Source organism: Caulobacter sp. GW821-FHT10F06, from assembly GCF_058809215.1.
In genome coordinates, this window is record NZ_JBXASK010000001.1 from 1 (window position 1) to 22334 (window position 22334).

The 22334-nt window shown below is 68.6% G+C and carries 15 protein-coding genes; 5 read left to right on the forward strand and 10 right to left on the reverse strand.

Features of this window, described 5'->3' with window-relative positions:
- A partial coding sequence (locus tag AC1RUS_RS00005; protein ID WP_200918645.1) for an EF-Tu C-terminal domain-related protein occupies nt 1-93 on the forward strand: 93 nt, incomplete at its 5' end.
- Between the two features lie 196 nt (nt 94-289).
- A complete protein-coding gene (locus AC1RUS_RS00010; protein ID WP_492911774.1) occupies nt 290-1273 on the forward strand; it encodes a sensor histidine kinase in 984 nt (327 codons plus the stop codon).
- Here the strand turns inward: AC1RUS_RS00010 and AC1RUS_RS00015 are convergent.
- The 5 genes from AC1RUS_RS00015 to AC1RUS_RS00035 form a co-directional block, all read right to left on the reverse strand.
- Complete coding sequence (locus AC1RUS_RS00015) at nt 1270-1755, reverse strand: GNAT family N-acetyltransferase (RefSeq protein ID WP_492911775.1); 486 nt, start codon at nt 1753-1755, stop codon at nt 1270-1272. The two genes, AC1RUS_RS00010 and AC1RUS_RS00015, sit on opposite strands and share 4 nt — an antisense overlap.
- The gene (locus AC1RUS_RS00020; protein ID WP_492911776.1) at nt 1752-4871 is read right to left on the reverse strand and encodes an efflux RND transporter permease subunit; all 3120 of its coding nucleotides are present in this window, start codon (nt 4869-4871) and stop codon (nt 1752-1754) included. The genes AC1RUS_RS00015 and AC1RUS_RS00020 overlap by 4 nt, the downstream gene beginning before the upstream one ends.
- Nucleotides 4871-5944: an efflux RND transporter periplasmic adaptor subunit gene (locus AC1RUS_RS00025; protein ID WP_492911777.1), complete on the reverse strand. Its 1074-nt coding sequence runs from the start codon at nt 5942-5944 to the stop codon at nt 4871-4873. Before AC1RUS_RS00025 ends, AC1RUS_RS00020 begins: the two co-directional genes overlap by 1 nt.
- Nucleotides 5941-7473: an efflux transporter outer membrane subunit gene (locus AC1RUS_RS00030; protein ID WP_492911778.1), complete on the reverse strand. Its 1533-nt coding sequence runs from the start codon at nt 7471-7473 to the stop codon at nt 5941-5943. The genes AC1RUS_RS00025 and AC1RUS_RS00030 overlap by 4 nt, the downstream gene beginning before the upstream one ends.
- Before the next feature lie 61 nt (nt 7474-7534).
- Nucleotides 7535-8038, reverse strand: a complete 504-nt coding sequence (locus AC1RUS_RS00035; RefSeq protein ID WP_492911780.1) for a MarR family winged helix-turn-helix transcriptional regulator — start codon at nt 8036-8038, stop codon at nt 7535-7537.
- Between the two features lie 599 nt (nt 8039-8637).
- Between AC1RUS_RS00035 and AC1RUS_RS00040 the strand changes: the two genes are divergently transcribed.
- A complete protein-coding gene (locus AC1RUS_RS00040) occupies nt 8638-11643 on the forward strand; it encodes a TonB-dependent receptor (protein ID WP_492911782.1) in 3006 nt (1001 codons plus the stop codon).
- Between the two features lie 70 nt (nt 11644-11713).
- On the opposite strand, the gene AC1RUS_RS00045 is transcribed toward AC1RUS_RS00040, so the two are convergent.
- The 5 genes from AC1RUS_RS00045 to AC1RUS_RS00065 form a co-directional block, all read right to left on the reverse strand.
- Nucleotides 11714-13402, reverse strand: coding sequence for a M56 family metallopeptidase (locus AC1RUS_RS00045; RefSeq protein WP_492911784.1), 1689 nt, complete (start codon nt 13400-13402; stop codon nt 11714-11716).
- Nucleotides 13399-13773 (reverse strand): BlaI/MecI/CopY family transcriptional regulator, encoded by a 375-nt coding sequence (locus AC1RUS_RS00050; RefSeq protein WP_492911786.1) that lies wholly within the window; start codon nt 13771-13773, stop codon nt 13399-13401. Before AC1RUS_RS00050 ends, AC1RUS_RS00045 begins: the two co-directional genes overlap by 4 nt.
- A gap of 95 nt (nt 13774-13868) precedes the next feature.
- Nucleotides 13869-14993 (reverse strand): hypothetical protein, encoded by a 1125-nt coding sequence (locus AC1RUS_RS00055; protein WP_492911788.1) that lies wholly within the window; start codon nt 14991-14993, stop codon nt 13869-13871.
- A gap of 84 nt (nt 14994-15077) precedes the next feature.
- On the reverse strand, nt 15078-16307 hold the full coding sequence (locus AC1RUS_RS00060) for a TetR/AcrR family transcriptional regulator (RefSeq protein ID WP_492911790.1): 1230 nt from the start codon (nt 16305-16307) through the stop codon (nt 15078-15080).
- Nucleotides 16308-16450: 143 nt separating this feature from the next.
- Complete coding sequence (locus tag AC1RUS_RS00065; protein ID WP_492911792.1) at nt 16451-18367, reverse strand: ATP-binding protein; 1917 nt, start codon at nt 18365-18367, stop codon at nt 16451-16453.
- Between the two features lie 125 nt (nt 18368-18492).
- On the opposite strand from AC1RUS_RS00065, the gene AC1RUS_RS00070 reads away from it, so the two are divergent.
- Entirely contained in the window at nt 18493-19719 is a 1227-nt protein-coding gene (locus tag AC1RUS_RS00070) for a serine hydrolase domain-containing protein (RefSeq protein ID WP_492911794.1), read from the forward strand.
- A 534-nt stretch (nt 19720-20253) separates the two neighbouring features.
- Nucleotides 20254-22332: a 3-hydroxyacyl-CoA dehydrogenase NAD-binding domain-containing protein gene (locus tag AC1RUS_RS00075; protein ID WP_492911796.1), complete on the forward strand. Its 2079-nt coding sequence runs from the start codon at nt 20254-20256 to the stop codon at nt 22330-22332.
- Nucleotides 22333-22334 lie beyond the last annotated feature (2 nt).

The window sequence follows — 22334 nt, forward strand, 5'->3', positions numbered from 1 at the left end:
ACCCCGATCGCCATGGACCAAGGCCTGCGCTTCGCCATCCGCGAAGGCGGCCGCACCGTCGGCGCCGGCGTCGTCGCCAAGATCGTCGAGTAGTCCTCGACTTTCTAGCTTCGGCTACCAAGACAAGCGAAGGCCCCGGAGGAAACTCCGGGGCCTTTTGCTTTGGCGGATAGGCGGCGACACGAGGCAGTCGCGGGGCGTCGCGCTTCGGCGGCGTAGCTATGTCGGCAACCGGCTTGACGCCCCAGGTGCGAGAGCTAAGCAGAGTGCGGGGTTGGGGATTCACGCCATGGATTGGCGCAGGCTGAGGGAGACGTCGGTTTTCCGCTATGGCTTCGCCGTCTTGATGGCGGCGCTAGGCCTTGGCGTGCGCCTGGCCATGGGGGACTGGTTCCCGCCGGGCTTTCCCTATCTGACCTTCTTCCCGGTGATCATCGTCACCACCTATCTGGTCGGGGCGCGGCCGGCGATCCTGTGCGCGACCCTGTCCGGCCTGGCCGCCTGGCGCTTCTTCATCGGGCCGGAGCAGGGCTTCGCGCTGGGCTTCACGACCGTCGTGGCGATCGCCTTCTTCGCCTTCGTGGTGGCGGTCGACATCTTCTTCATCGACGGCATGCGCGGCGCGCTGCGACAGCTGTCGGCCGAGCGCGAACGCTACGCCAAACTGACCGAGAGCCAGGACCTTCTGTATCGCGAACTGCACCACCGGGTGAGCAACAACATCCAGGTGGTCGGCGCGCTGCTGCGCCTGCAGGCGGCGGGCGTCAAGGACGGCGACGCCCGCCACGCCCTGGTCGAGGCCGGGGGCCGCATCGAGGTGATCGCCAAGATTCAGCGCGAGCTGCACAACCGGGTCGGCGACCCCGTGCCGTTCCGCGCCTTCGCCGAGACCCTGCTGCGCGACGCCGGCGCGGCGGCGGGCGTGACGGCGACGGTCAGCGTGCATGGCGGCGAGCAGCCCGTGCATCCGGACCAGGCCACGCCCGTGACCCTGGTGCTGCTGGAATGCTTCAACAACGCCCTGGAGCACGCTTTTGGCGACAGTCGCGGCGGCGCGGTGCAGGTGCGGCTGGACCAGAGCGGCCCCGAGCATGTCCTGACCATCCACGACAACGGGGCGGGACCGCCGGCCGGCTTCGACCCGGCCAAGTCGACCAGCCTGGGCCTGCGCATCGTCCGGGCCATGGCCAGCCAGCTGGGCGGCAGGTTCGAAATGACCCGCGCAGACGGCTGGACCACCTGCCGCCTGACCTACTCGGCCCGCGAGGGCTAGGGTTGGCGGTGATAGAACCGCGTATCCAACGCCATGCGAGGAAAGGCGGGCGGCAGGTCGTCGGGTGAGACGGCCGCGAAGCCGTTCTTCTCATAGAAGCGATGGGCCGCGAGGAAGCGATCGGTGGTGCCCAGATAGATGTCGGCGACCCGATGGGTGCGGGCGTGGTCCAACGCGGCCTCCAGCAACGCCTTCGCCGCGCCGACCTCGCCCCGGCCCTTGGGCGCGACGAACATCTTGCGCAGCGCCACGGCGCCTTCGCCGATGTCCTTGAGGGCGATCGTGCCAACGATCTCGCCGTTCAGCTCGGCCGCCCAGAACTGTCCCGCGCCAGCCTGGTAGAAGTCCGGGATCGCGGCCAGGTCGGGCTGATCGGCGGCGGTGATCGAGAAGCTGAACTCCTCGCGCTGGATCGACAGGATCAGCGCAAGGACCGCGGCGGCGTCGTCCGCCACGAAAGGGCGTACGACGAGCTCGCTCACAGGCGGTCCACCGGCGCGGCCTGGGGCGAGGCTTCGCGCGGGGTGGTCCAACGCGCCAGCTTCGGCTGCAGCCAGCGCTCGACGTCGTCGACGATCTCGTAGACCACCGGCACCAGCACCAGCGACAGCACCGTCGAGGTGATCAGGCCGCCGATCACCGCCACGGCCATCGGCTGTCGGAACTCTGAGCCGGTGCCGATGCCCAGGGCCGTGGGCAGCATGCCGGCCATCATCGCCAGGGTGGTCATGACGATCGGTCGGGCGCGCTCATGGCACGCGTCGATGATGGCGTCGCGCTGGCTCATGCCGGCCCGTTCCTGCTCGATGGCGTACTCGACCAGCAGGATCGAGTTCTTGGCCGCCAGACCCATCAGCATCAGGAAGCCGATCAGCGACGGCATCGACAGAGACTGGCCGGTGACCAGCAGGGCGAAGAACGCGCCGCCGATCGCCAGGGGCAGGGCCGACAGGATGGTGATGGGCTTGAAGAAGCTGCGGAACAGCAGCACCAGCACGCCAAACACCAGGCCAACCGCCGACAGCAGGGCGATGGCGAAACCCGTGAAGAGCTCGACGAAGGCCTCCTGGTCGCCGGCCGTGGCCGGCGCGACGCCCGCGGGGAGCTTCTTCATGGTCGGCAGGTTGTTGACGTCCTTCATCGCCTCGCCCAGCTGGGCGCCGTTGTTAAGGTCGGCCTCGATGGTCAGCTGACGCTTGCGGGCGAAGCGGTCGATCTTGGCCGGGCCGGCCTGGAAGTAGAGGTCGGCCACGGTGTCGAGCCGGGTCGTGCCGCCGCTGGCCGTGGGGATGCGCAGGGCGCCCAGGGCTTCGAGGTCGGCGCGGGTGTCGGCCGGCAGGCGCACGCGGATCGGGATCCGGCGCTCGCCCTGGGTCATCTTGGCGACGTTGGCGTCGATGTCGCCGACCGTGGCCACGCGGGCGATGGCGGCGATGTCGGCGGCGCTGACGCCCAGGCGGGCGGCCTCGTCGGCGCGGGGGCGGATGACGATTTCCGGACCGCTGGGCGGGGTGGAGGGGCGCGGATCGGCGATTGTCTTCAGGCCGCGCATCTCACGCTCCACCTGAGCGGCGGTGCGTTCCAGCAGGGGGCCGTCCTCGGCGGTCAGGATGGTCTGGACGTCGGATGAGCCCCAGTCGCCCTGCAGGTTGACGCGGGCGTCGGGGATGTCGCGCAGGCCGTCGCGAACCACCTGCTTGATCTCGGTGACGGTCAGGTCGCGCTTGCCGTCCAGCACGACGGTGATGGTGGCGTCGCGGACGTCGGCGCCGCTCTGGCCGCCAAACCCGCTGCTGATGTTCGACCCGACCTGGGCGAAGACGTGAGCGGTTTCCGGGCGCTTGCGGAACATGGTGGTCACCGCCTGGACGGAGCGCTCCATGTCGGCCGCAGTCGCGCCAGGCGGCCCCTGGATCTTCAGATAGTAATAGTTGGCGTTGCCGGCTGGCTGGAACGCCGTGGGCAGCAGGCCGGCCAGCATGATCGAGCCGACGAAGATCAGGCCGCCGATGATGCAGGCCAGGATCCGGTGGTCCAGCGACCAGTCCAGCACGCTGCGATAGAAGCCCTTGAACTCGGGACGCGGGTGCGGGTCCTTGGCCGGCTTCAGGAAATAGGCGGCCAGAAGCGGGGTCAGCAGGCGGGCCACGACCAGCGAGAACAGCACGGCCACGGCGACCGTCAGGCCGAACTCCTTGAAGAACTGGCCGGGCGTGCCGGGCATGTAGGACACCGGCACGAACACCGCCACGATGGTGAAGGTGGTGGCCACGACCGCCAGGCCGATGGCGTCCGCCCCCTCCATCGCCGCCTGGAACGGTCTCTGGCCCCGGGCGACGCGCTTTTCGATGTTCTCGATCTCGACCACCGCGTCGTCGACCAGGATGCCGATGACCAGGGTCAGGGCCAGCAGGGTCACGACATTCAGCGAGAAGCCCATCACCGCCATGAAGGCGAAGGTGGGGATCAGCGACACCGGCATGGCGATGGCGGTGATCAGGGTGGCGCGCCACTCGCGCAGGAACAGGAACACCACCAGCGAGGCCAGCAGCATGCCCTCCAGCAGGGTGTGCTCGGTGGCCGCGAAGCTGGCGCGGGTCTCGTCGACGGTCGAGAAGATCTTCACGAACGACACGTCGGCGTGCTTGGTCTCAAGCGCCTCGATGGCCTTCTTGACCCGGTCTTCGACGGCGACGTCGCTGGAGTCGCGGGTCTTCATCACCTGGAAGGCGACGACGGACTTGCCGTCCAGGCGGGCGAAGCCCCGTTGCTCTTCCGAGCCCTGGCCGACCTGGGCCACGTCGGTCAGCTTCACATAGCGGCCGCCGCTCAGGGGGATGGTGATCTGGCGAAGCTGGTCGACGGTGGTCGCCGCGCCCAGCACGCGCAGGGTCTGCTCGCGACCGCCGACATTGGCCCGGCCGCCGGGCGCGTCGACGCTGAAGCTAGCCAGGGCCTGGTTCAGCTGCGGCGCGGTGATGCCGAAGGCGGCCATGCGGTCGGGATCGATGACGACGTTGATCTCGCGATCCACGCCCCCGACCCGGGCCACCTGGGCCACGCCCTTTTCGCCCTGCAGAGCGCGGGTCACGGTGTCGTCGATGAACCACGACAGCTCGGTCGCGCTCATGTTCGGGGCCGAGACGGCGTAGGTGATGATCGGGGCGCTGGTGATCTCCAGGCGCTGGACGATCGGTTCGTCGACCTCCTTAGGCAAGGTCGACCGGGTCTGGTCGACCTTGGAGCGCACCTCGTCGGTCACCTTCTGCAGGTCCTCGCCGAGGTTGAACTCGATGGTGGTGGTCGAGGCCCCCTGGACCACCGACGAGCGGATGGTCTTGACGTTGGAGATGCCGGCCATCGCGTCCTCGATGGGGCGGGTGACCTGGGTCTCCATCTCGCCGGGCGCCGCGCCGCTCTGGGTGACCGTCACGGTCACGGCGGGGAACTCGACGTTGGGGAACTGCTTGATCGGCAGGCTCAGATAGCAGCCGATGCCGGCGACCATCAGGGCGATGAACAGCACCGCGACCGGGATCGGGTTCTTGATCGCCCAGGCGGAGATCTTCAGTTCGCCGCTCTTCTGTTCGCCGACCATCAGCGGGCGGCCTTCTGAGTGGCGGGGCGAATGGTGTCGCCGTCGGCCACGAACGAGGCGCCGCCCAGGACGATGCGGGTTCCGGCGGGCGGTCCCTGGACGAGCTGGGCCCAGCCGCCGCCCTTCTGGCCGATCTTGATGGCCACCTGATGGGCGCGGTTGTTGCTGTCGACGGTCATCACCGACAGCCCGTCGGCCTCGTAGCGGATGGCCGATTCCGGAATGGCGGTGACCGCCGCGCCGGAGGCGCCGAAGGTGGCGCGACCGAAGCCGCCGGGGCGCAGGTCGGGTCGGACGGGCAGGCGCACGCGCACCTTGCCCAGGCGGCTGTTGGTGTCGACCCGGGGGCTGACCAGACGCACGACGCCCGAGATCAGCTGGCCGCCAGGCAAGGACACCTGGGCCGATTGGCCGGCGCGCACACCGGCCAGGTCGGCCTCGTTGACCTCGGCGTCGAGCTCGACCAGGCCGTCGCGAGCGATGGTGAACCACGGCGTCGTGCCGCCGCCGGCGATCTGGCCGGGCTGGACGCCGCGTTGCAGCACCCGGCCGCTGACAGGCGAGGTGATGGTCATGCGCGAGGCGCGGGTGCGGATTTCCTTCAGCGCCGCTTCCTGGGCCTTGGCCTGGTAGCGGCGGGTCTCGATCTGCTCTTGGCTGAGAACGCCTTGGCCGTCGAGGCCGGCCACGCGCGCCGCTTCGGCCTGGGCCTGGGCCGTGACGGCGGCCTGCTGGTCGACCTGGGCGCGCAGCAGGGTGTCGTCGAGCTGGGCCAGGGGCTGGCCGGCCCGCACCCAGTCGCCTTCGTCGGCATAGAGGCGCGCGACGCGATAGCCCGAGAGCTCGGAGCCGACGGCGGCCTCCTCACGGGAGACCAGCACGCCGGAGGCCTCGACCCCGCCGCCCAGCGGCCGGGTCTCGACGCTGCCGACGCTGACGGCGCGAGCCTGGGCGGCGGCAGGAGCCTTCGCCGCGTCCTTGTCTTTCTTGTCGCCGCAGGCGGTCAGCCCGACCGACGCGATGACAAGCGCGGCGGCGATCGTGGTGCGGGTCGTCATGGGGGAGGATCTCATTTCGAGGAAGCCTGGGCAGGAGCGGACGCGGCGCGGGCGTCCCTGGTTTGGGCGACGGCGTCGGGCGACCAGCCGCCGCCGAGCGCCTTGTAGGTCTGGACCGCGCGGCCCAGGGCCTGGGTCTTGGCGGCGGTCAGGGCCGAGCGCGACGCGCGCCAGGAGGTTTCTGACTGGAGGGTCGTGGTCTGGTCGATCAGGCCTAGCGTGTAGCCCTTGCGATTGGCGGCGTAGGCGCGCTGGGCGCGGGCCTCGCCATCGGTCAGCAGGGCCACGCGGCGCTGGTCGGCGGCCAGCTGGGTCATCGCGTTCTCAGCCTCGCCATAGGCGGTCTGCACCGCCTTCTCGTAGGCGATGGCCGCCTGCCGCGTGCGGGCGTTCTGGGCGTCGATCTCGGTCAGCAGATAGGGGATGTTCAGCACCGGGATCGAGACGTTGCCGCCCAGGGTCCAGGTCGAGGTGGTGGTCGAGGTCGTGCCGCCGCCACCGCCGCCGTTCAGGAAGGCGTAGGCCGGCGCCACGCTCTTGGCCAGGCCGACGCCGGGCGTCAGGGTGAAGGTGGGGAACAGGGCCAGTTCGTTGATCTTCAGGTTGCCGGCCGCCGAGGCCAGCTTGGCCTGGGCCTCGCGCACGTCGGGTCGGCGAGCCATCAGCTCGCCCGGCACCGTGGCGGGAACCGGTGGGGCGGCGGCCAGGGCGGCCTCGACCGGCAGGTTGGCCAGCGGCTCGGCGCCCTTGCCGACCAGGACCAGTAGGCTGCGGCGGGCCGCGCTGAGCTGGGCCTCGAGATCGGCCACCTGGGCCAGGCTCTGGGCCTCGTCGGCCTCGGCGCGATCGGACTCCGACGAGGCGATCAGGCCGGCCTTGGCCTTCTTGACCGAGAAAGCGCGCAGCGCGCCATTGATGCGGGCGGTCTCTCGGGCGTCGTCCAGCTGAACCGCCAGGCCGCGCGCCTCGAAATAGGACTGGGCCACCTGGGCGGCCAGAGAGGCGCGGGCGCCTTCATAGGCGAAGCGGGCGGCGGCCAGGTCGTTGTCGACCACCTGGCGGGCGGCGCGGCGGCGGCCCCACAGGTCCAGCTCCCAGCTGACGTCGAACTTGGCCGAATAGTTTTCGGTGTCGCCGCCCTGGGTGAAGCTGGAGCCGCTGCTGTCGAGGATCTCGGTGTGGGTGCGGCTGGCCGCGCCGGTCAGGGGCGTGGACGGGATGTAGAGTTGGCGGATCTGGCCCTTGCGCGTGGCGCGGGCCAGGTCGAGCGCCGCCTCGGCGCTGCGGGCGTCGGGAGCGTTGGTCAGGGCCGTGTCGATCAGCGCCGTCAGCTGCGGATCGTTGAAGCTGGTCCACCAGCGATCCAGCGTCGCCTGGGGCAGGGCGGCGCCGGCCGGGGCCTCATAGGCGGCCGGCAGGCGAGTGTCGGTCGTCGGGCGCGGGCTGTGCACGCAGGCGGACAGGGCGAGGCCGGCCAGGCCCAGGGCCAGCACCGAGACGCCGGATGGCCGAAGGCGACGCTCGTCGGTCGGGATCACACTCATCGACAGGCACTCTTGGGCGCGACCGCGCGGGGGAGGGGCGGGGGAGGAAGGGACATCGGGCTCAATGGGGTTCGGGAGGCATGGGCCCAAGGCCCGCCACGTTGCGATAGGCGTCGACGACCTGGTCCAGGAAGACTTCGATGACCTGGCGGTCGGCCGGGCTCAGGCCGGCCAGGACCGCGTCCAGGCCGTTCAGCATCGGCGCCAACTGCTCGAAGGCCCGCTCGACGGCGGCTTCCACGGGAACGACGAAGATCTTGCGGCGGTCGTTGGTCTTGCGTTCGCGCGCCACATGTCCGGCTCGCTCGAGGCGGTCGACGATCTGGGTGGCGGCCGCGGTCGTCACCTTTAGACGCTCGGCCAGCTGACCCGGCGTCTGGGGGCCGTTGTGCAGGAGGTGCTCCAGAGCCGCCATGTCGGTGACGTTCACGCCCAGGGTTTCGCCGATCTTCTTGCCGATCTCGCGGTTCAGGACCGAGATCGTCTTCAGGCGCTGACCAATGGGGTCGCGCGGCACATGCGAGTTGCGCCATCCCTGATAGGTGAGGGTCGGATCCCGGGTCATGGCGGCGACCGATATTATTAAGCCGCTTAACAGTCAATCGACTTAGGTATTGATACGGATGCCGTCGTCGACGCTCGCGATCTGCGTACCACCGTTCATCTAAGTCGGGCGGGCGACAATAAAAGAGCTGCGCGTTCATTCGGTTCCGTCGCTCCGGCCGGGATGCGCGGGCGCGCCGTCCTCTCATATGACGAATGTGGCGAGGGCTTTGCGACAGCCGCGCGTCGAAAGATTTCGCCGCCTTGGCCCAGTGTTGCGACGTCGCGCCGAAAGGCTCCCGGGCAGGGCGACGGTTGACGTACCGTCAAAACATACCGCATCATCGAAACAGGTGTTCGACTCCGAAATCGACCACCGGCTTCGCGGCAAGTCGTGGAGCCAGTATGCGTGGCTTTCCTAGTATCCGGCTCGGGTTTAACCCAGGGGTGTCGGTCTTGAACGGCGCATCTTCAGATTTCGAAAAAGGCGCGACGCCTGATTTCGCCGGTTGCGGCGGGATTGCGCTCGCGCGTCGACGACGAAGGCGCCGCGACCCCCACGCTTAAAAACGAGCCTCAAAAAAACGCGTTCAAAAACGCAAACGAGGGAGGGAAGAAACTATGAAACGCACCGTGTTCCTGCGCGGGGGCTCGTCACTGGCGCTGGCCGTCGCCCTGACCACCGGCATGGCCCATGCCCAGCAGGCCAAGCCCGACACCGCGCCCACAGAAGTCGAGGAAGTGGTCGTCACCGGCTCCTTCATCCGCGGCACGCCCGAGGACGCCGCCCTGCCGGTGGACGTCATCGGCGCCGAAGAGCTGCAAAAGCGCGGCTCGCCCTCCACCGTCGAACTGATCAAGGCCCTGTCGGTGTCCAGCGGCGTGCTGGGCGACACCAACCAGTTCGACAGCCGCGCCCAGGGCTCGGAAGGCTCCGGCTCGGTCAACCTGCGGGGTCTCGGCTCGCAGCGCACCCTGGTGCTGCTGAACGGCCGTCGCATGGCCATCAATCCGCTGGCCGCCGCCGGCGCGGGCATCGTCGACACCAACATCATTCCCGCCGCCGCCATCGGCCGGCTGGAAGTGCTCAAGGACGGCGCGGCGGCGACCTATGGCTCGGACGCCATCGCCGGCGTCGTCAACTTCATCACCAAGAAGAACTTCAACGGCCTGGAAGTGGGCGCCGACTATCGGGTCATCGACGGCTCGGACGGCGACTACGGCCTCAACGCCACCTTCGGCAAGGTCTGGGACAACGGCAACGTGCTGGTCAGCGCCGGCTGGCAGCATCGCTCCAAGCTCAGCGTCGCCGATCGCGACTGGGCCAACCAGCCCTATCTGTCGAACCCCGAGGCGGGGTGGTCGGCCGCCGGCAATCCGTCGACCTTCATCCCCCTGGCCAGCACCACCAACGCCACGCGCGATCCAGCCTGTACGGGCATCGGCGGCTATGCCGGCTTCAGCGGCCTGACCCCGGTCTGCTACTGGCACTACACGCCGTTCGACAACCTGGTCGAGAAGTCCGACGCCTTCCAGATCTATGGCGAGGTCAACGCCGACCTGTCGGCCAAGACCAAGTTCCACGCCGAGGTGCTGTACGCCCACACCGACGTTCCCGACTGGAACACCTCGCCGTCCTACGCCGCCCTGGCCACGCCGACCGCCGAGGTCGCGCCCAGCGCCGCCCTGACCGGCCGCTACTACGTGCCCGCCACCAATCCGGGCCTGATCGCCTTCATTGCGGCCAACCCGACGGTGTCGCTGACCAACCTGGCTACCGGCGTCCAGACGACCGCACCGGGCTCGATCTTCGCGTTCGGGGCGCTGAACGTCGCCAACCGTCCGTTCGGCATCGGCGGCAATCCCAAGTTCAACTATGGCCCGTCGATCGGCTCGCGCTCGTTCGACGCCTTCCGGGTCTCGGCTGATCTGCAGGGCGAATTCGACAACGGCATCGGCTGGGACGTGGCCCTGACCTACTCGCAGGAAGTGGGCATCCGCACCGGCTACGACACCCTGGTCAACCGCTTCGCCCTGGCGCTGCAAGGGCTGGGCGGTCCGCTGTGCGACAGCAGCCCCACCACGCCGGGCATCCAGGGCACGCCGGGCGTCGGCGGCTGCATGTATTACAACCCCTTCGCCAGCGCGATCCCGAGCAACGTGATCACCGGCACGGCCAACCCCGGCTACAACGCGGCCCTGGCCAACAACAAGGACCTGGTCGACTGGTTCTTCAAGAAGCTGTCGACCAAGCAGTCCTCGCGACTGTTCGTGGGCGAGGCCGTGCTGAACGGCAAGACGGCCATCACCCTGCCGGGCGGCGACATCGCCTGGGCGGCCGGCGTCCAGTATCGCCGCACCTACTTCAAGGCCGACTACAACGACATCAGCAACGCGGCGATCAATCCGTGCGTCAACACGCCCGACTTCGGCGTGACCACCTGCACCGGTTCGGCCCGCAACGGCCCCTTCATGTTCCTGGGCGTCGGCAACGAGGCCGACAATCAGTCGGACGTGATGGCCGCCTTCGGCGAACTGTCGGTGCCGATCACCGAGACCTTCCAGGTCCAGGCCGCGGCGCGCTTTGAAGACTACGGCGGCGCGGTGGGCTCGACCTTCAACCCGAAGATCTCGGCGCGCTGGCAGGCCCTGCCTTGGCTGGCGGTGCGCGGCTCGGCCGGCTCGACCTTCCGCGGCCCGCCGGACCCGGTGACCACCACGACCTCGGTGACCTCGCTGCAGGGCATCCTGGGCGTGTTCCGGGCCGTGGACATCTTCGGCAACCCGAACCTGAACCCGGAAAAGGCCAACACCTATAACGGCGGCCTGCTGTTCAACGTCGGCAACTTCAAGGCCAGCATCGACTACTTCAAGTTCGACTTCAAAAACCCGATCGTCACCGAGCCGGTGGCCGGCATCGTCTCCGCGCTCTATCCGAACGGCGCGGCCGGCTCCAACAACTGCGCCAATCCCGCCTACGCGGGGCTGGTGGCGCGCTTCACCTACAACGGCGCCTGCGGGACCCCGACCACCAGCATCGCCCGCCTGAAGACCAACTACATCAACGGCGCGGCGGTGAAGAATTCGGGCTTCGACTTCTCGGCCGACTACCGGTTCGAGAACGTTCTGGGCGGCGACGTCTCGGTCGGCGGCAACGCCACCTACATCTCCGAGTACAAGGTGGGCGCGACCTCGGTCGAGGGCATCGTGGTCGAGAAGGCCTTCGACGCCGTGGGCCTGCTCAACTACCAGACCACCGTGGTGCCGATCCCGAAGTGGAAGGGCGACGTCTTCGCCGAGTGGAACATGGGCCCGCACAACCTGCGCGCCACGGTCCACTACATCGACTCCTACACCGACCAGCGCACGGCGCCCTTCGCGGCCAACGCCTACAAGGACACCACCGGCGCGGGCGTGACGGTGTCGGCGGGCAAGAAGATCGACGCCCAGGTCCTGACCGACCTGGCCTATCGGGTCTTCCTGCCCTGGGACACGACCCTGACGGCGGCGATCACCAATGTCTTCGACAAGGACCCGTCCTACGCCCGCCTGGATCTCGGCTACGACCCCTTCACAGGGGATCCGCTGGGCCGCACCTACAAGGTGGGGGTCCGCAAGAAGTTCTAGGATCTAGCTGGAGCGAACGAACGGAAGCGCGCCTCGCGAGGGGCGCGCTTCTTTCGTTGAGCGGCCAGGCTCAGCTCGGCTCGCGGGAACGCTCGGCCAGTCGATCGGCCTGGCGCTCCAGGTCGTCGGCCTGGGCGGGCAGGCTCTTGGCCAGGTCGAGCAGCGCGGCGTCGGTGACGATGCTGCCCCGCGACCGGTTGTCGGCGATCTGGCGGGCGCGATAGGCCGGATCGCGAAGACGAACCGCCTCGGCGCGCATGTCGCGGGCGCCCTGCCGCATCTGCTCGGCGCCCTTGGCCATCTCGATGCGGACATTGACCATATTGCGGGCGACCTCCTGCCGGATGCGCTCGCCGTCGACCCGGGCCCGTTCGCCCTCGGCCCTGGCGCGTTCGCCGTCCTTGCGGGCGCGTTCGCCGTCGATCCGAGCCTGATCGGCATGGATGCGGACCTGATTGGCGGCCAGGCGAGCGATGTCGACCTGGGCGCGGACGAGGTCGGCGACACGACGGGCAGCATCGGCTTGGCGTCGCGCTTCGTCGGCCTGGACACGGGCCTCATTGGCGCGGGCGCGCGCTTCGGCGGCCATCTGGCGTTCCTCGGGCGTCGCGAACCGGGCGAGGCTGTAGTTGACGCTCCCAGGCGGCGGCGCGGGCGGCTCCGGCGGGGGCGGGGGCGGAGGAAGCGGCGGAAGTGGCGGAGGAGCGGGAGCGGCGAAAGCCGGTGGTTGCGGGGGCTCCGGCGGCGCGGGCGGCGCGGGTGGCGGGGCCGGGGGAGCCGGCGGCGGCGGCGGCGCGACCCAGGTCTGATGGCGGATCTCCAGCGCGGCCAGGGGCGTGGCGACCACGGCCAGGGCGGCGATGGTCAGGGCCACCGTCAGCGGGCGGCGGCGGGCGGACGTGTCGGTCATGATGCAGGCGATCCTTGTCTTCAGCGTTCGGGCGTCAGCGGCCGCCATGGCCGTGGCCACGCGATGCGCGGGATGGGGGGCGGAATGGGCGGCCAGGCGAACCAGGGCCCGGGCGTAGAGCGTGCGGTCGATGGTCTTCAGAGCGTCGGCGTCGGCGGCTTCCTCCGACCGCGCGGCGAGGTCGGCATGCAGGCGCCAGACCAGCGGGTTGAACCAGAACAGCGCCAGCGCCAGTCGCGAGAGCACCAGGAAGATCCAGTCGTGGCGGCGCAGGTGGGCCAGCTCGTGGGCCAGGATGGCGGGGGCGGCGTGGCGTTCGGCCAGGCTGGCGGGGTCGACGACGATGAAGCCCGGGGCGACGCCCCAGCTCAGCGGGCTGGCGACGTGCGGGCTGGAGACCAGACCGGGGCGGTCGGAGGGTTCGAGGCGCTCCAGCGGCGCCAGCCAGGTGGGGCATGACACCGGCTGACCCTTGCGGGTCCAGCGTTCCAGTGTCGCCAGGCCCAGCAGCAGGCGGGCGCAGATGGCGGCCGCGCCGGCCAGCCACAGGGCGACGACGATCTGGACCGGCGAGAGCCAGGGGCTCGAGACAGCCCCGATCGCGCCGTCACGCTCGATCGGCAAGGCGGCCGCCGGCGCGAGCTCCGGCGAGATCGGCGGCAACAGGGCCAGGTCCAGCGTGGGCAGGATGGCGGTGACGACGGGCAGGGCCAGCAGCAGGCAGACCGTGGCGCGCAGGATGTCGACGCGATCGACGGGGCGCTGGGCCAGCAGGCGCGCGCAGGCCAGGCCGGCGCCGGCGACGAGGCTGGACTTGACCAGCAGGGCGATCAGCAGGGTCCAGGTCATGGCTTCTTCTCCACGGCCTGCTCGATGACCCGTTCCAGGGCGGCGGCTTCTTCCGGCGTCAGCTTCTGGCCCAGGCCCAGCAGGGCGGTGGCGGCGCTGGCGGCCGAGCCGGCGAAGAAGGTGTCGATCATCCGCCTCAGGGCGCCGGCCGCGACAGTCTCGGTGCGCTGGGCGGGACTGTAGAGGATGCCCTCGGGACCGGACGCCCGTTCAACCAGGCCCTTGGCCTCCAGCCGCGAGAGCATGGTGCGGACGGCGGAGTCGCTGAGCGGGTCCGACAGGGCGGCTCGGACGCCCGAGGCCGTGCCCGTTTCCAGCCGGCACAGGGTCTCGAAGACCTCGCGTTCGCGTCGGGGCAGGGATTCGATCATGGCGGCCTCCGCAACACTTCGTCGCTACATGTGTAGCGCTACGTGTGTAGCGGGCAAGCCTTCATAGGATGAATTCGCCGTAAGGTGCGGCGGTCCTAGCTCAGATAGTCGAGCAGGCTCATGGATCCGGACGTCGCCAGGCCGCCGTCGGCGCTGAACAGCGAGGCCAGCTTCTCGCGGGTGTTCTGCATGGCGACCATCTTGTCGTAGAGCTCAGGCGTCCAGCCGGAGGCCTCGCGCTCTTCGGTGGTCATGTCGGCATAGCGGGTGATCATCGACTTGCCGAAAGCCGACGGGTCGGACGAGGCGCTGTCCTTGTAGCTGGCCATCACCGACTCGTGGTTTCGGGCCTTGATCTCGCCGGCCGCCTGGCTGACCTCATGGGCCGAGAACTGGCCGTCGCGATTGAGCGAGATCGCCGCCAGCGAGCGGGCGTCGAACTTCGAGAAGTCGATCTCCCCGTCATCGGGACTGGTCGCGGCGTCGGCGCCGGTCGCCGTGGCGTACTGCTTGTCCAGCACGGTGCGGACGTCGCTGGCCACCTTGCCGAAGTCGCGGGTGCGCGGATTGGGAACCACGCCGCCGACCTCCTTCAGATAGGCGGCGACCGGATCGCCCTCGATGCCGCTGGGCGCGACGCCGGGGCGGGCGATGGCCTGCTTGCGGCCTTCGGTCAGGGCCGCCTTGTCCTGGGCCCATTGGGCGGTGGTCTTCTCCTCCGCGCCGGCGGCGTCCAGCCGGTCGAGGGCGGCCTGGTAGAGGCTGGCGTAGTCGCCGGTGACCCGGGCCGAGGCGGCCGGGCCGGCCAGGGCGTCGGCGTTGCGCGACTTCAGCTCCAGGGCGGCGACGACCTGTTCCTCGATCGGGAACTTGCCGCCCCGGCCGGTGGCGATGGCGTAGAGCTCGCGGCGGTCCAGGTCGCCAAGATCGATGGTCGCCTTGCCGTCCTTCAGCGCGCTGGCGGCCTTGGCCGATTTCAGCAAAGCGTCGAGCGCCGAGCGGGCCTCGGCGACCACGCCGTCGGCGGTGCGGGTGTCGGTCTGGGCCTTCAGCGCGGCCTGCGCCTCGGCCGACAGCGTGACGTTGACCGCCGCCGTGGCGTTGTTGGCCGCCTTGGCCTGGGCTGAGGTGTTGTCGGCCGTCGTTGTGGTGGTCTTGTTGGCCGCGACGCCGGTGTTGGCGTAGCCCGTGACGTACGGCTGGGATCCGATGATGGTCATGCGGGAACTCGAAGCGACTCAATCGCCGCAAGAGTAACAGCGACGACACGCTTTGAAATCCTGGGAAATCAGACCGTTGCCTGGTTAACGCGTGAAGACGCCCATCAGCAGCGGCCGCGCGAAAAGCTGGGCGGCCTCGTCGCGCTCGACGTCCGACACCCAGGTGCGCAGAGAGGCGGCGGCGTTCAGCATCGAATTGATCATGTGGGCGGCGATCATCGGGTCCACCGGGCGCACCGACCCGTCGGCGATGCCGTCCGAGATCATCGCTGCGAACCGCTCCGATCCTCGGCCATAGCCCTCGGCCATGTCGTGGCGGATCTCGGCGGGCAGGGCGCCCATCGACGAGGCGCGCAGCAGCGGGCCGTGGTCCGACAGCTGGTAGGCGACCAGGGCGGCGGTGGCCGACGCCACCTGGTCCCAGGACGAGCCCTTCAGCGCCTTGGCGTCGGCCTGCGACTTGCGGGTGACCGCGAAGGTGCGCTGGAAGCACTCGACCACCAGGGCGTCCTTGTCGTCGTGGTGGTGGTAGAACGAGCCCTTGGTGACGTTCAGCGCCGCTGAGATGTCCTCGACCGAGGCGCCGCGATAGCCGCGCTGGTTGATCAGGCGGGTGGCGGCGACCAGGAAGGTCTCGCGCCACTCCTGGCCGTCGGCAGACACCGGTGTCGGATCCGGCAGGGCCGCCGGCGTCCAGGCGCGATCTGGGGCGGCGATGCCGCCAGCCAGGATGTCGTAGATCTTGTCGCGGACCCGCTCGTAGTCGTCCAGGTCGTAGCGGCGCAGCCAGGTGCCCGACCAGAACACCTGCTCGAGCAGCAAGTGGGTGCGGGCGTTGCGCTCGCGCTTTTCCAGGTGGTCGAACTGCGGTCCTTCGAAGAAGCCGCGCACCCGCCGGAACATGTCGTTGAAAGCGCTCATCACCGAGGTGCGCATCGGCTCCTTCAGCGCCTTGACCTCGGTGAAGCTCGTCAGGGGCGTGGCCTCGCCCAGGCGCACCCGGCGGTTCAGGTCGAGATAGAGGTCGATGAACTTCAGCAGCCGGGCCGGCGGATCGGGCTCGGCGGCGGCCTGGTCGATCATGGCGTCGAACCGCTCCAGCCCGCGCATGAAGCAGGCGGCGGCCAGGTCGTCCTTCTTGCGGTAGTAATAGGTGACGCTGGTGGTGATCAGGCCCACGCGGGCGGCGACGTCGGCCAGGGTCATGCCGCGCACGCCCTGGCGGTTCAGCACCGCGGTGGCGGCGGCCAGGATCGCCTCCTTCTTGCGGGCATAGCGCGCCGTGGCTACGCCAGCGATCCGACCGTCATCCATACCTGGCGGGTCCCTAAACTGCCGGCGGCGCCGGTCTCTGGACTACACGGTCCAATTTAGGCGTCTCTAGACCCGAAACAAAGGGCGAGATCCATTATCCCGACCATATCAGATGGAAAGCTCTTCAGTTTTTCAGGTTTGTTTCAGGACGCCCTGAGAGCAGGCGCCGTCTGGCGCTCCACAAGCGTGGCGGTGATCGTCTGGATCAGGGCGGCAGGCGACAGCGGCTTGGCGATGGCGCCGTCCATGCCGGCGGCCAGGTAGCCGGCCTGCTGGTGGGCCATGGCGTTGGCGGTCATGGCCAGGATCGGCGTGCGGCCGACCTCGCCTTCCTGGGCGCGGATGCGGCGGGTGGCCTCGACGCCGTCCATGTCGGGCATCTGGATGTCCATCAGGATCAGGTCGAAGCCGCGTTGGGCCGCCTCGACCCCGCCGGCGCCGTCCTCGGCGGTCTCGACGCGGGCGCCCATGGCCTCCAGCATGCGCGAGGCGATCATGCGGTTGGTGGCGTTGTCCTCGACCAGCAGGACGCGCAGGCCGTCGAACAGCGGGGCCTCGGCCTCCTCGCAGTGGGCCACGGCAGCCGCGTGCGGTGCGTCGATCTCGATCCAGAAGGTCGAGCCCTGGCCCGGCGTGCTGGAAAAGCCGATCTGGCCGTCCATCAGCTGGACCAGCCGCTTGGTGATGGCCAGGCCCAGGCCCGCGCCGCCGAAGCGGCGGGTGGTCGAGCCGTCGGCCTGGCTGAAGCGCTCGAACAATTGCCGGCCGGCCTCTTCGGAAATGCCGATGCCGGTGTCCTGGATCTCGAACCGCAGGCGAGAGCCGCCCTCGACGGGCGTGGCGGTCAGGCGGACGTCGACGCCGCCCTCCAGGGTGAACTTGGCGGCGTTGCCCAGCAGGTTGAACAGGGCCTGGCGCAGGCGCACCGGATCGACCTGGACCCAGCCCAGGTCCGGTGAGGTTTCGACCCGCAGATGCAGGCCCTTGGCGCGGGTCTGCGGTCGCAGCAGGTCGGCGACGCCACGCACCAGGGCGGCCGGATCGGTGGGTTCGGGAGCCAGCTCCAGCTTGCCCGCCTCGACCTTGGAGAAGTCGATGATGTCGTTGAGCAGCTCCGACAGCATGGCGCCGCAGCCCAGGGCTTCGTTCAGCAGCAGGCGGCCGTCGTCCGACAGGTCCTCTTGCTTGAGCAGGTGCAGCACGCCCAGCACGCCGTTCATCGGCGTGCGGATCTCGTGGCTCATATTGGCCAGGAACTGGCTCTTGGCCTCGGCGGCGTCCAGGGCGGCGTCGCGGGCGTCGATCAGTTCGGTGACGTTCTGGCTGATGCCGATGACGTCCCACAGCTCGGGGCTCTGCCCCCGCACGCCGCGCCAGGCGGCCCGCATCACGGCCCAGGTGTCGTTCTCGGGATCGAGATAGCGATAGTCCAGCAGGCGGTGTTCGCCGGTCTGCAGCGTGGCCTGGAAGTTCTCCCAGACGCGCGCCCGGTCGTCCTGGTGGATCGAGGTCGTCATCTCGGTCATGGTCATGGTCCGCACGCCGCCGCGCGGGTGCGAGGGCGTGGGGATGTCCTGGTCGAAGACATAGACGCCCTTGCGGGGATTAAACCGCCAGACATAGACGCCGGCGGTGGTGCGCAGCATCTCGTTGGCCCGTTCGGCCTGCTGCTTGGCGATGGCGCGGGCGCGATCTTCGCTGAAGTCCTGGAAGACCACCAGCAGCACGTCGCGCGACAATTGCTTGGACTGCGAGCGCACCCACAGCCAGCCGCCGCCCTTGCGGGCCAGCCGGTGCTCCGAGCGCGCGCTGCCGGTCGCGCGCAAGGACCTGTCCAGCTCTTGGAAAATCTCGGTGTCGTGCAGGTGGAAGAAGTCGCGCATCGGCCGGCCAAGGCTTTCCTCGGCCGTCCAGCCGGTGAGGGCCGCCCAGGCGGGATTGACGCGGGAGATCGCGCCGTTCTCCAGCACCACGAACATGTCGAGGCTGTTCTGGAAGAACCAGTCGGCGGCGGCGTCTTCCGTGCTCGGGGCGCCCTGGTGATCCAAGTGCTTGCCCATGGGCCATCCCTCGTTTTCAATCAGTATGCACGGGCCTGGTAAAGTTAGGGTTGCGTCACAAGGTCTCGTTCTCAACAAAAACAACGCCTTCAGGCGCGGGCGGTCGCAAGGGGAGATCCATAATCTTGAGCAAGCCGGAAGCCGTAGGGCTGTCTTCGGAGCGCCTGAAGCGCATCGAGACCTTCATCCAGGACAAGTACATCGCCAGCGGAAAGCTGCCCTGCGCCCAGGTGCAGGTCTGGCGGCGCGGCCAGCTGGCCTACCAGACGGTGCTGGGATCGGCGGATATCGAGCGCGGCGCGCCCCTGAAGGCCGACAGTCTGTTTCGCATCTATTCGATGACCAAGCCCGTCACGAGCGTGGCCTTCATGATGCTGGTCGAGGAGGGGCTGGTGTCGCTGGACGACCCCGTCCACCGCTTCATCCCGGCCTGGCGCGATCTGGGCGTCTTCAATGGCGGGGTGCCCGGCGCGTTCCAGACCAAGAAAGTCGCCGAACCGATGCGGATGCTGGACCTGCTGCGCCACACCGCCGGCCTGACCTATGGCTTCCAGCAGCGCACCAATGTCGACGCCGCCTATCGCAAGGCCAGGCTGGACGGCATCGACAGCGAGGGCGGGCTGCAGACCTTCGTCGACACGCTGGGGACCATCCCGCTGGAGTTCAGCCCCGGCGAGTCGTGGAACTATTCGGTGGCCACCGACGTGCTGGGCTATCTGGTCGAGAAGATCTCTGGCCAGCCCTTCGACGCCTTCCTGCAGGCCCGCATCTTCAATCCGCTGAAGATGGTCGACACCGGCTTCTTCGTTCCCGAAAGCCAGCGCGGCCGGTTCACCGCCTGCTACGCCCTGACGCCGTCGGGCAAGGTGGTGCTGCAGGACGATCCGACCAAGAGCCGGTTCCTGTCCGATCCGGCGGTGAAGTCGGGCGGGGGCGGGCTGGTCTCGACGGCCGACGACTACATGCGCTTTTGCCGGATGCTGCTGAACGGCGGCGAGTTGGACGGGGCGCGGCTGCTCAGCCCCAAGACCATCAAGCTGATGACCCTCAACCACCTGCCCGGCGGCAAGGAGCTGACCGAGCTCTCCAAGTCGTTGTTCAGCGAGGCGGTGTTCGAGGGGCTGGGCTTTGGCCTGGGCTTCGCCATGACCGTCGACCAGGCGCGGACCAAGAACATCGGCTCGCTGGGCGAATACTTCTGGGGCGGCATGGCCTCGACCGCCTTCTGGGTCGATCCCGTCGAGGACCTGGCGGTGGTGTTCATGACCCAGCTGATGCCGTCGTCGGCCTATCCGATCCGGCGCGAGCTGCGGACACTGGTCTATTCGGCGTTCACGGAGAGTGCGGCCTAAGACAACGGGAATGCTCCCCCTTTGGGGGAGCTGTCGCGGAGCGACTGAGGGGGTCCTCAACGGCTTAGACCGGAGAGGACCCCCTCCGGCCCTCCGGGCCACCGCCCCCAAGGGGGGAGGATCTATCTCTTCGCCCACAAGAAAGCGGCGCGGGAGCAGGCTCCCGCGCCGAGTTGCGCTTTACCAAGTTCGACGCATTGGCCACAACGCGCCGCGTCCGCGCAAAATCCATGACTTAGAGTTTGTGGGACGCTTGCAAGTCGCGTCCCAGCCCCAGCTTCCACGCGTACGCCCTCCCCAGCACGGATCGCTCTGCGGCGCGTCGACGGGGCGGGTTCGCGTTCAACGCGGCGTCCGCTCCCGGGGACAATCTCGGCTGAAACTACTGTTTCGAATTTGTAGTATGTCCTGGGCGGCGTCAACGCCGCCTGCCCACAAATCGGGCGCCGTCGCGAGAGGCTGGACATCCGCGCGGCGTCGTGCAGGTTTCGTCTTTCAAACAGCCGTTCAAACAAGAGCAGGGGTGGAACCGCCATGACCGCGATCAACGCCGTCACAGATCTTACCGTCGAAGGCGACATCGGCGTCGTCACGCTGAACTCGCCGCCGGTCAACGCCCTGTCGGCCGCCGTGCGCGAGGGTCTTTCGGGGGCCTTCGAGGCCGCCATCGCCGACCCGGCCGTCAAGGCCATCGTGCTGATCTGCGAAGGCAAGACCTTCATCGCCGGCGCCGATATCACCGAGTTCGGCAAGGCCATGACCGGCCCGTCGCTGCAAGACGTCCAGAACACCATCGAAAACTCGCCCAAGCCGGTGATCGCGGCGATCCACGGCACGGTGCTGGGCGGCGGCCTGGAAGTGGCCCTGGTCGCCCACTATCGCGTCGCCGTGCCCTCGGCCAAGGGCGGTCTGCCCGAGGTCAACATCGGCCTCTTGCCCGGCGCCGGCGGCACCCAGCGTCTGCCGCGCATCGTCGGCGTCGAGAAAGCGCTGGAGATGGTCACCAGCGGCCAGCACGTGCCGGCCAAGGCGGCCCTGGCCATGGGCCTGTTCGACGAGCTGGTCGAGGAAGGCAATCTGCGCGCCGGCGCCATCGCCTTCGCCAAGACGGTGCTGGCCGAGAAGCGACCGCTGAAGAAGGTCCGCGAGCTCAACGACAAGGTCGAGGCCGCCCGCGGCAAGCCCGAGATCTTCGCCGAATTCCGCAAGGCCAACGCCAAGAAGTTCCGCGGCTTCATGGCGCCCGAAAACAACATCAAGTGCATCGAGGCGGCGGTGAACCTGCCGTTCGACGAGGGCCTGAAGGAAGAGCGCCGGCTGTTCCTGGAACTGATGTCCGGCAGCCAGTCGGCCGCCCAGCGCTACGTGTTCTTCGCCGAACGCCAGGCCGCCAAGATCCCCGATGTGCCGGACGATACTCCGACCATCCCGATCAAGAAGGTCGGCGTGATCGGGGCCGGCACCATGGGCGGCGGCATCTCGATGAACTTCCTCAACGCCGGCGTGCCGGTGACGATCATCGAGGCCAAGCAGGAGAACCTGGATCGCGGCGTCGGCGTCATCCGCAAGAACTATGAGAACACCGCCAAGAAGGGCCGCCTGACCCAGGACGACGTCGAAAAGCGCATGGGGCTGCTGACGCCCTCGATGCACCTGGAGGATCTCGCCGACTGCGACCTGATCATCGAGGCCGTGTTCGAGCTGATGGAGATCAAGAAGGAGGTCTTCGGCAAGCTCGACAAGATCGCCAAGCCGGGCGCGATCCTGGCGTCGAACACCTCCTACCTCGACATCGACGTGATCGCCGCCAGCACCAGCCGGCCGGAAAGCGTCATCGGCCTGCACTTCTTCTCGCCAGCCAATGTGATGCGCCTGCTGGAGATCGTGCGCGGGGCCAAGACCGACAAGTCGGTGATCGCCACCGCGATGCAGATCGGCAAGAAGATCGGCAAGGTCGCTGTGCTGGTCGGCAACTGCCACGGCTTCGTCGGCAACCGTATGCTGGCCCAGCGCCAGCGCGAAGCCCAGAAGCTGATCCTGGAAGGCGCCATGCCCTGGGACGTCGACCGCGTGCTCTACGACTTCGGCCTGCCCATGGGCCCGTTCGCGATGAGCGATCTGGCCGGCCTCGACATCGGCTGGGATCCGGCCAAGACCTCGTCGTCGACCGTGCGCGAAGTGCTGTGCGAGATGGATCGCCGCGGCCAGAAGAACGGCAAGGGCTTCTACGACTACGACGAGAACCGCAACGCCAAGCCCTCGCCGATCGTCGAGGAGGTGATCCGCGACTTCGCCGAAAAGCGCCAGATCCAGCGCCGCGAGATCACCGACCAGGAGATCCTGGAGCGGTGCCTGTATCCCATGGTCAACGAGGGCGCGAAGATCCTCGAGGAGGGCAAGGCCATCCGGGCGTCCGACATCGATATCGTCTGGATCAACGGCTATGGCTGGCCGGTCTATCGCGGCGGCCCGATGTTCTGGGGCGAGCTGGTCGGCCTCGACAAGGTGCTGGCCAGGATGAAGGACTTCCACGCGGAGTTGGGGGATGACTTCAAGCCGTCGGCCCTGCTGGAGCGGCTGGTGGCCGAGGGTAAGGGGTTCAAGGACGCCTAAGG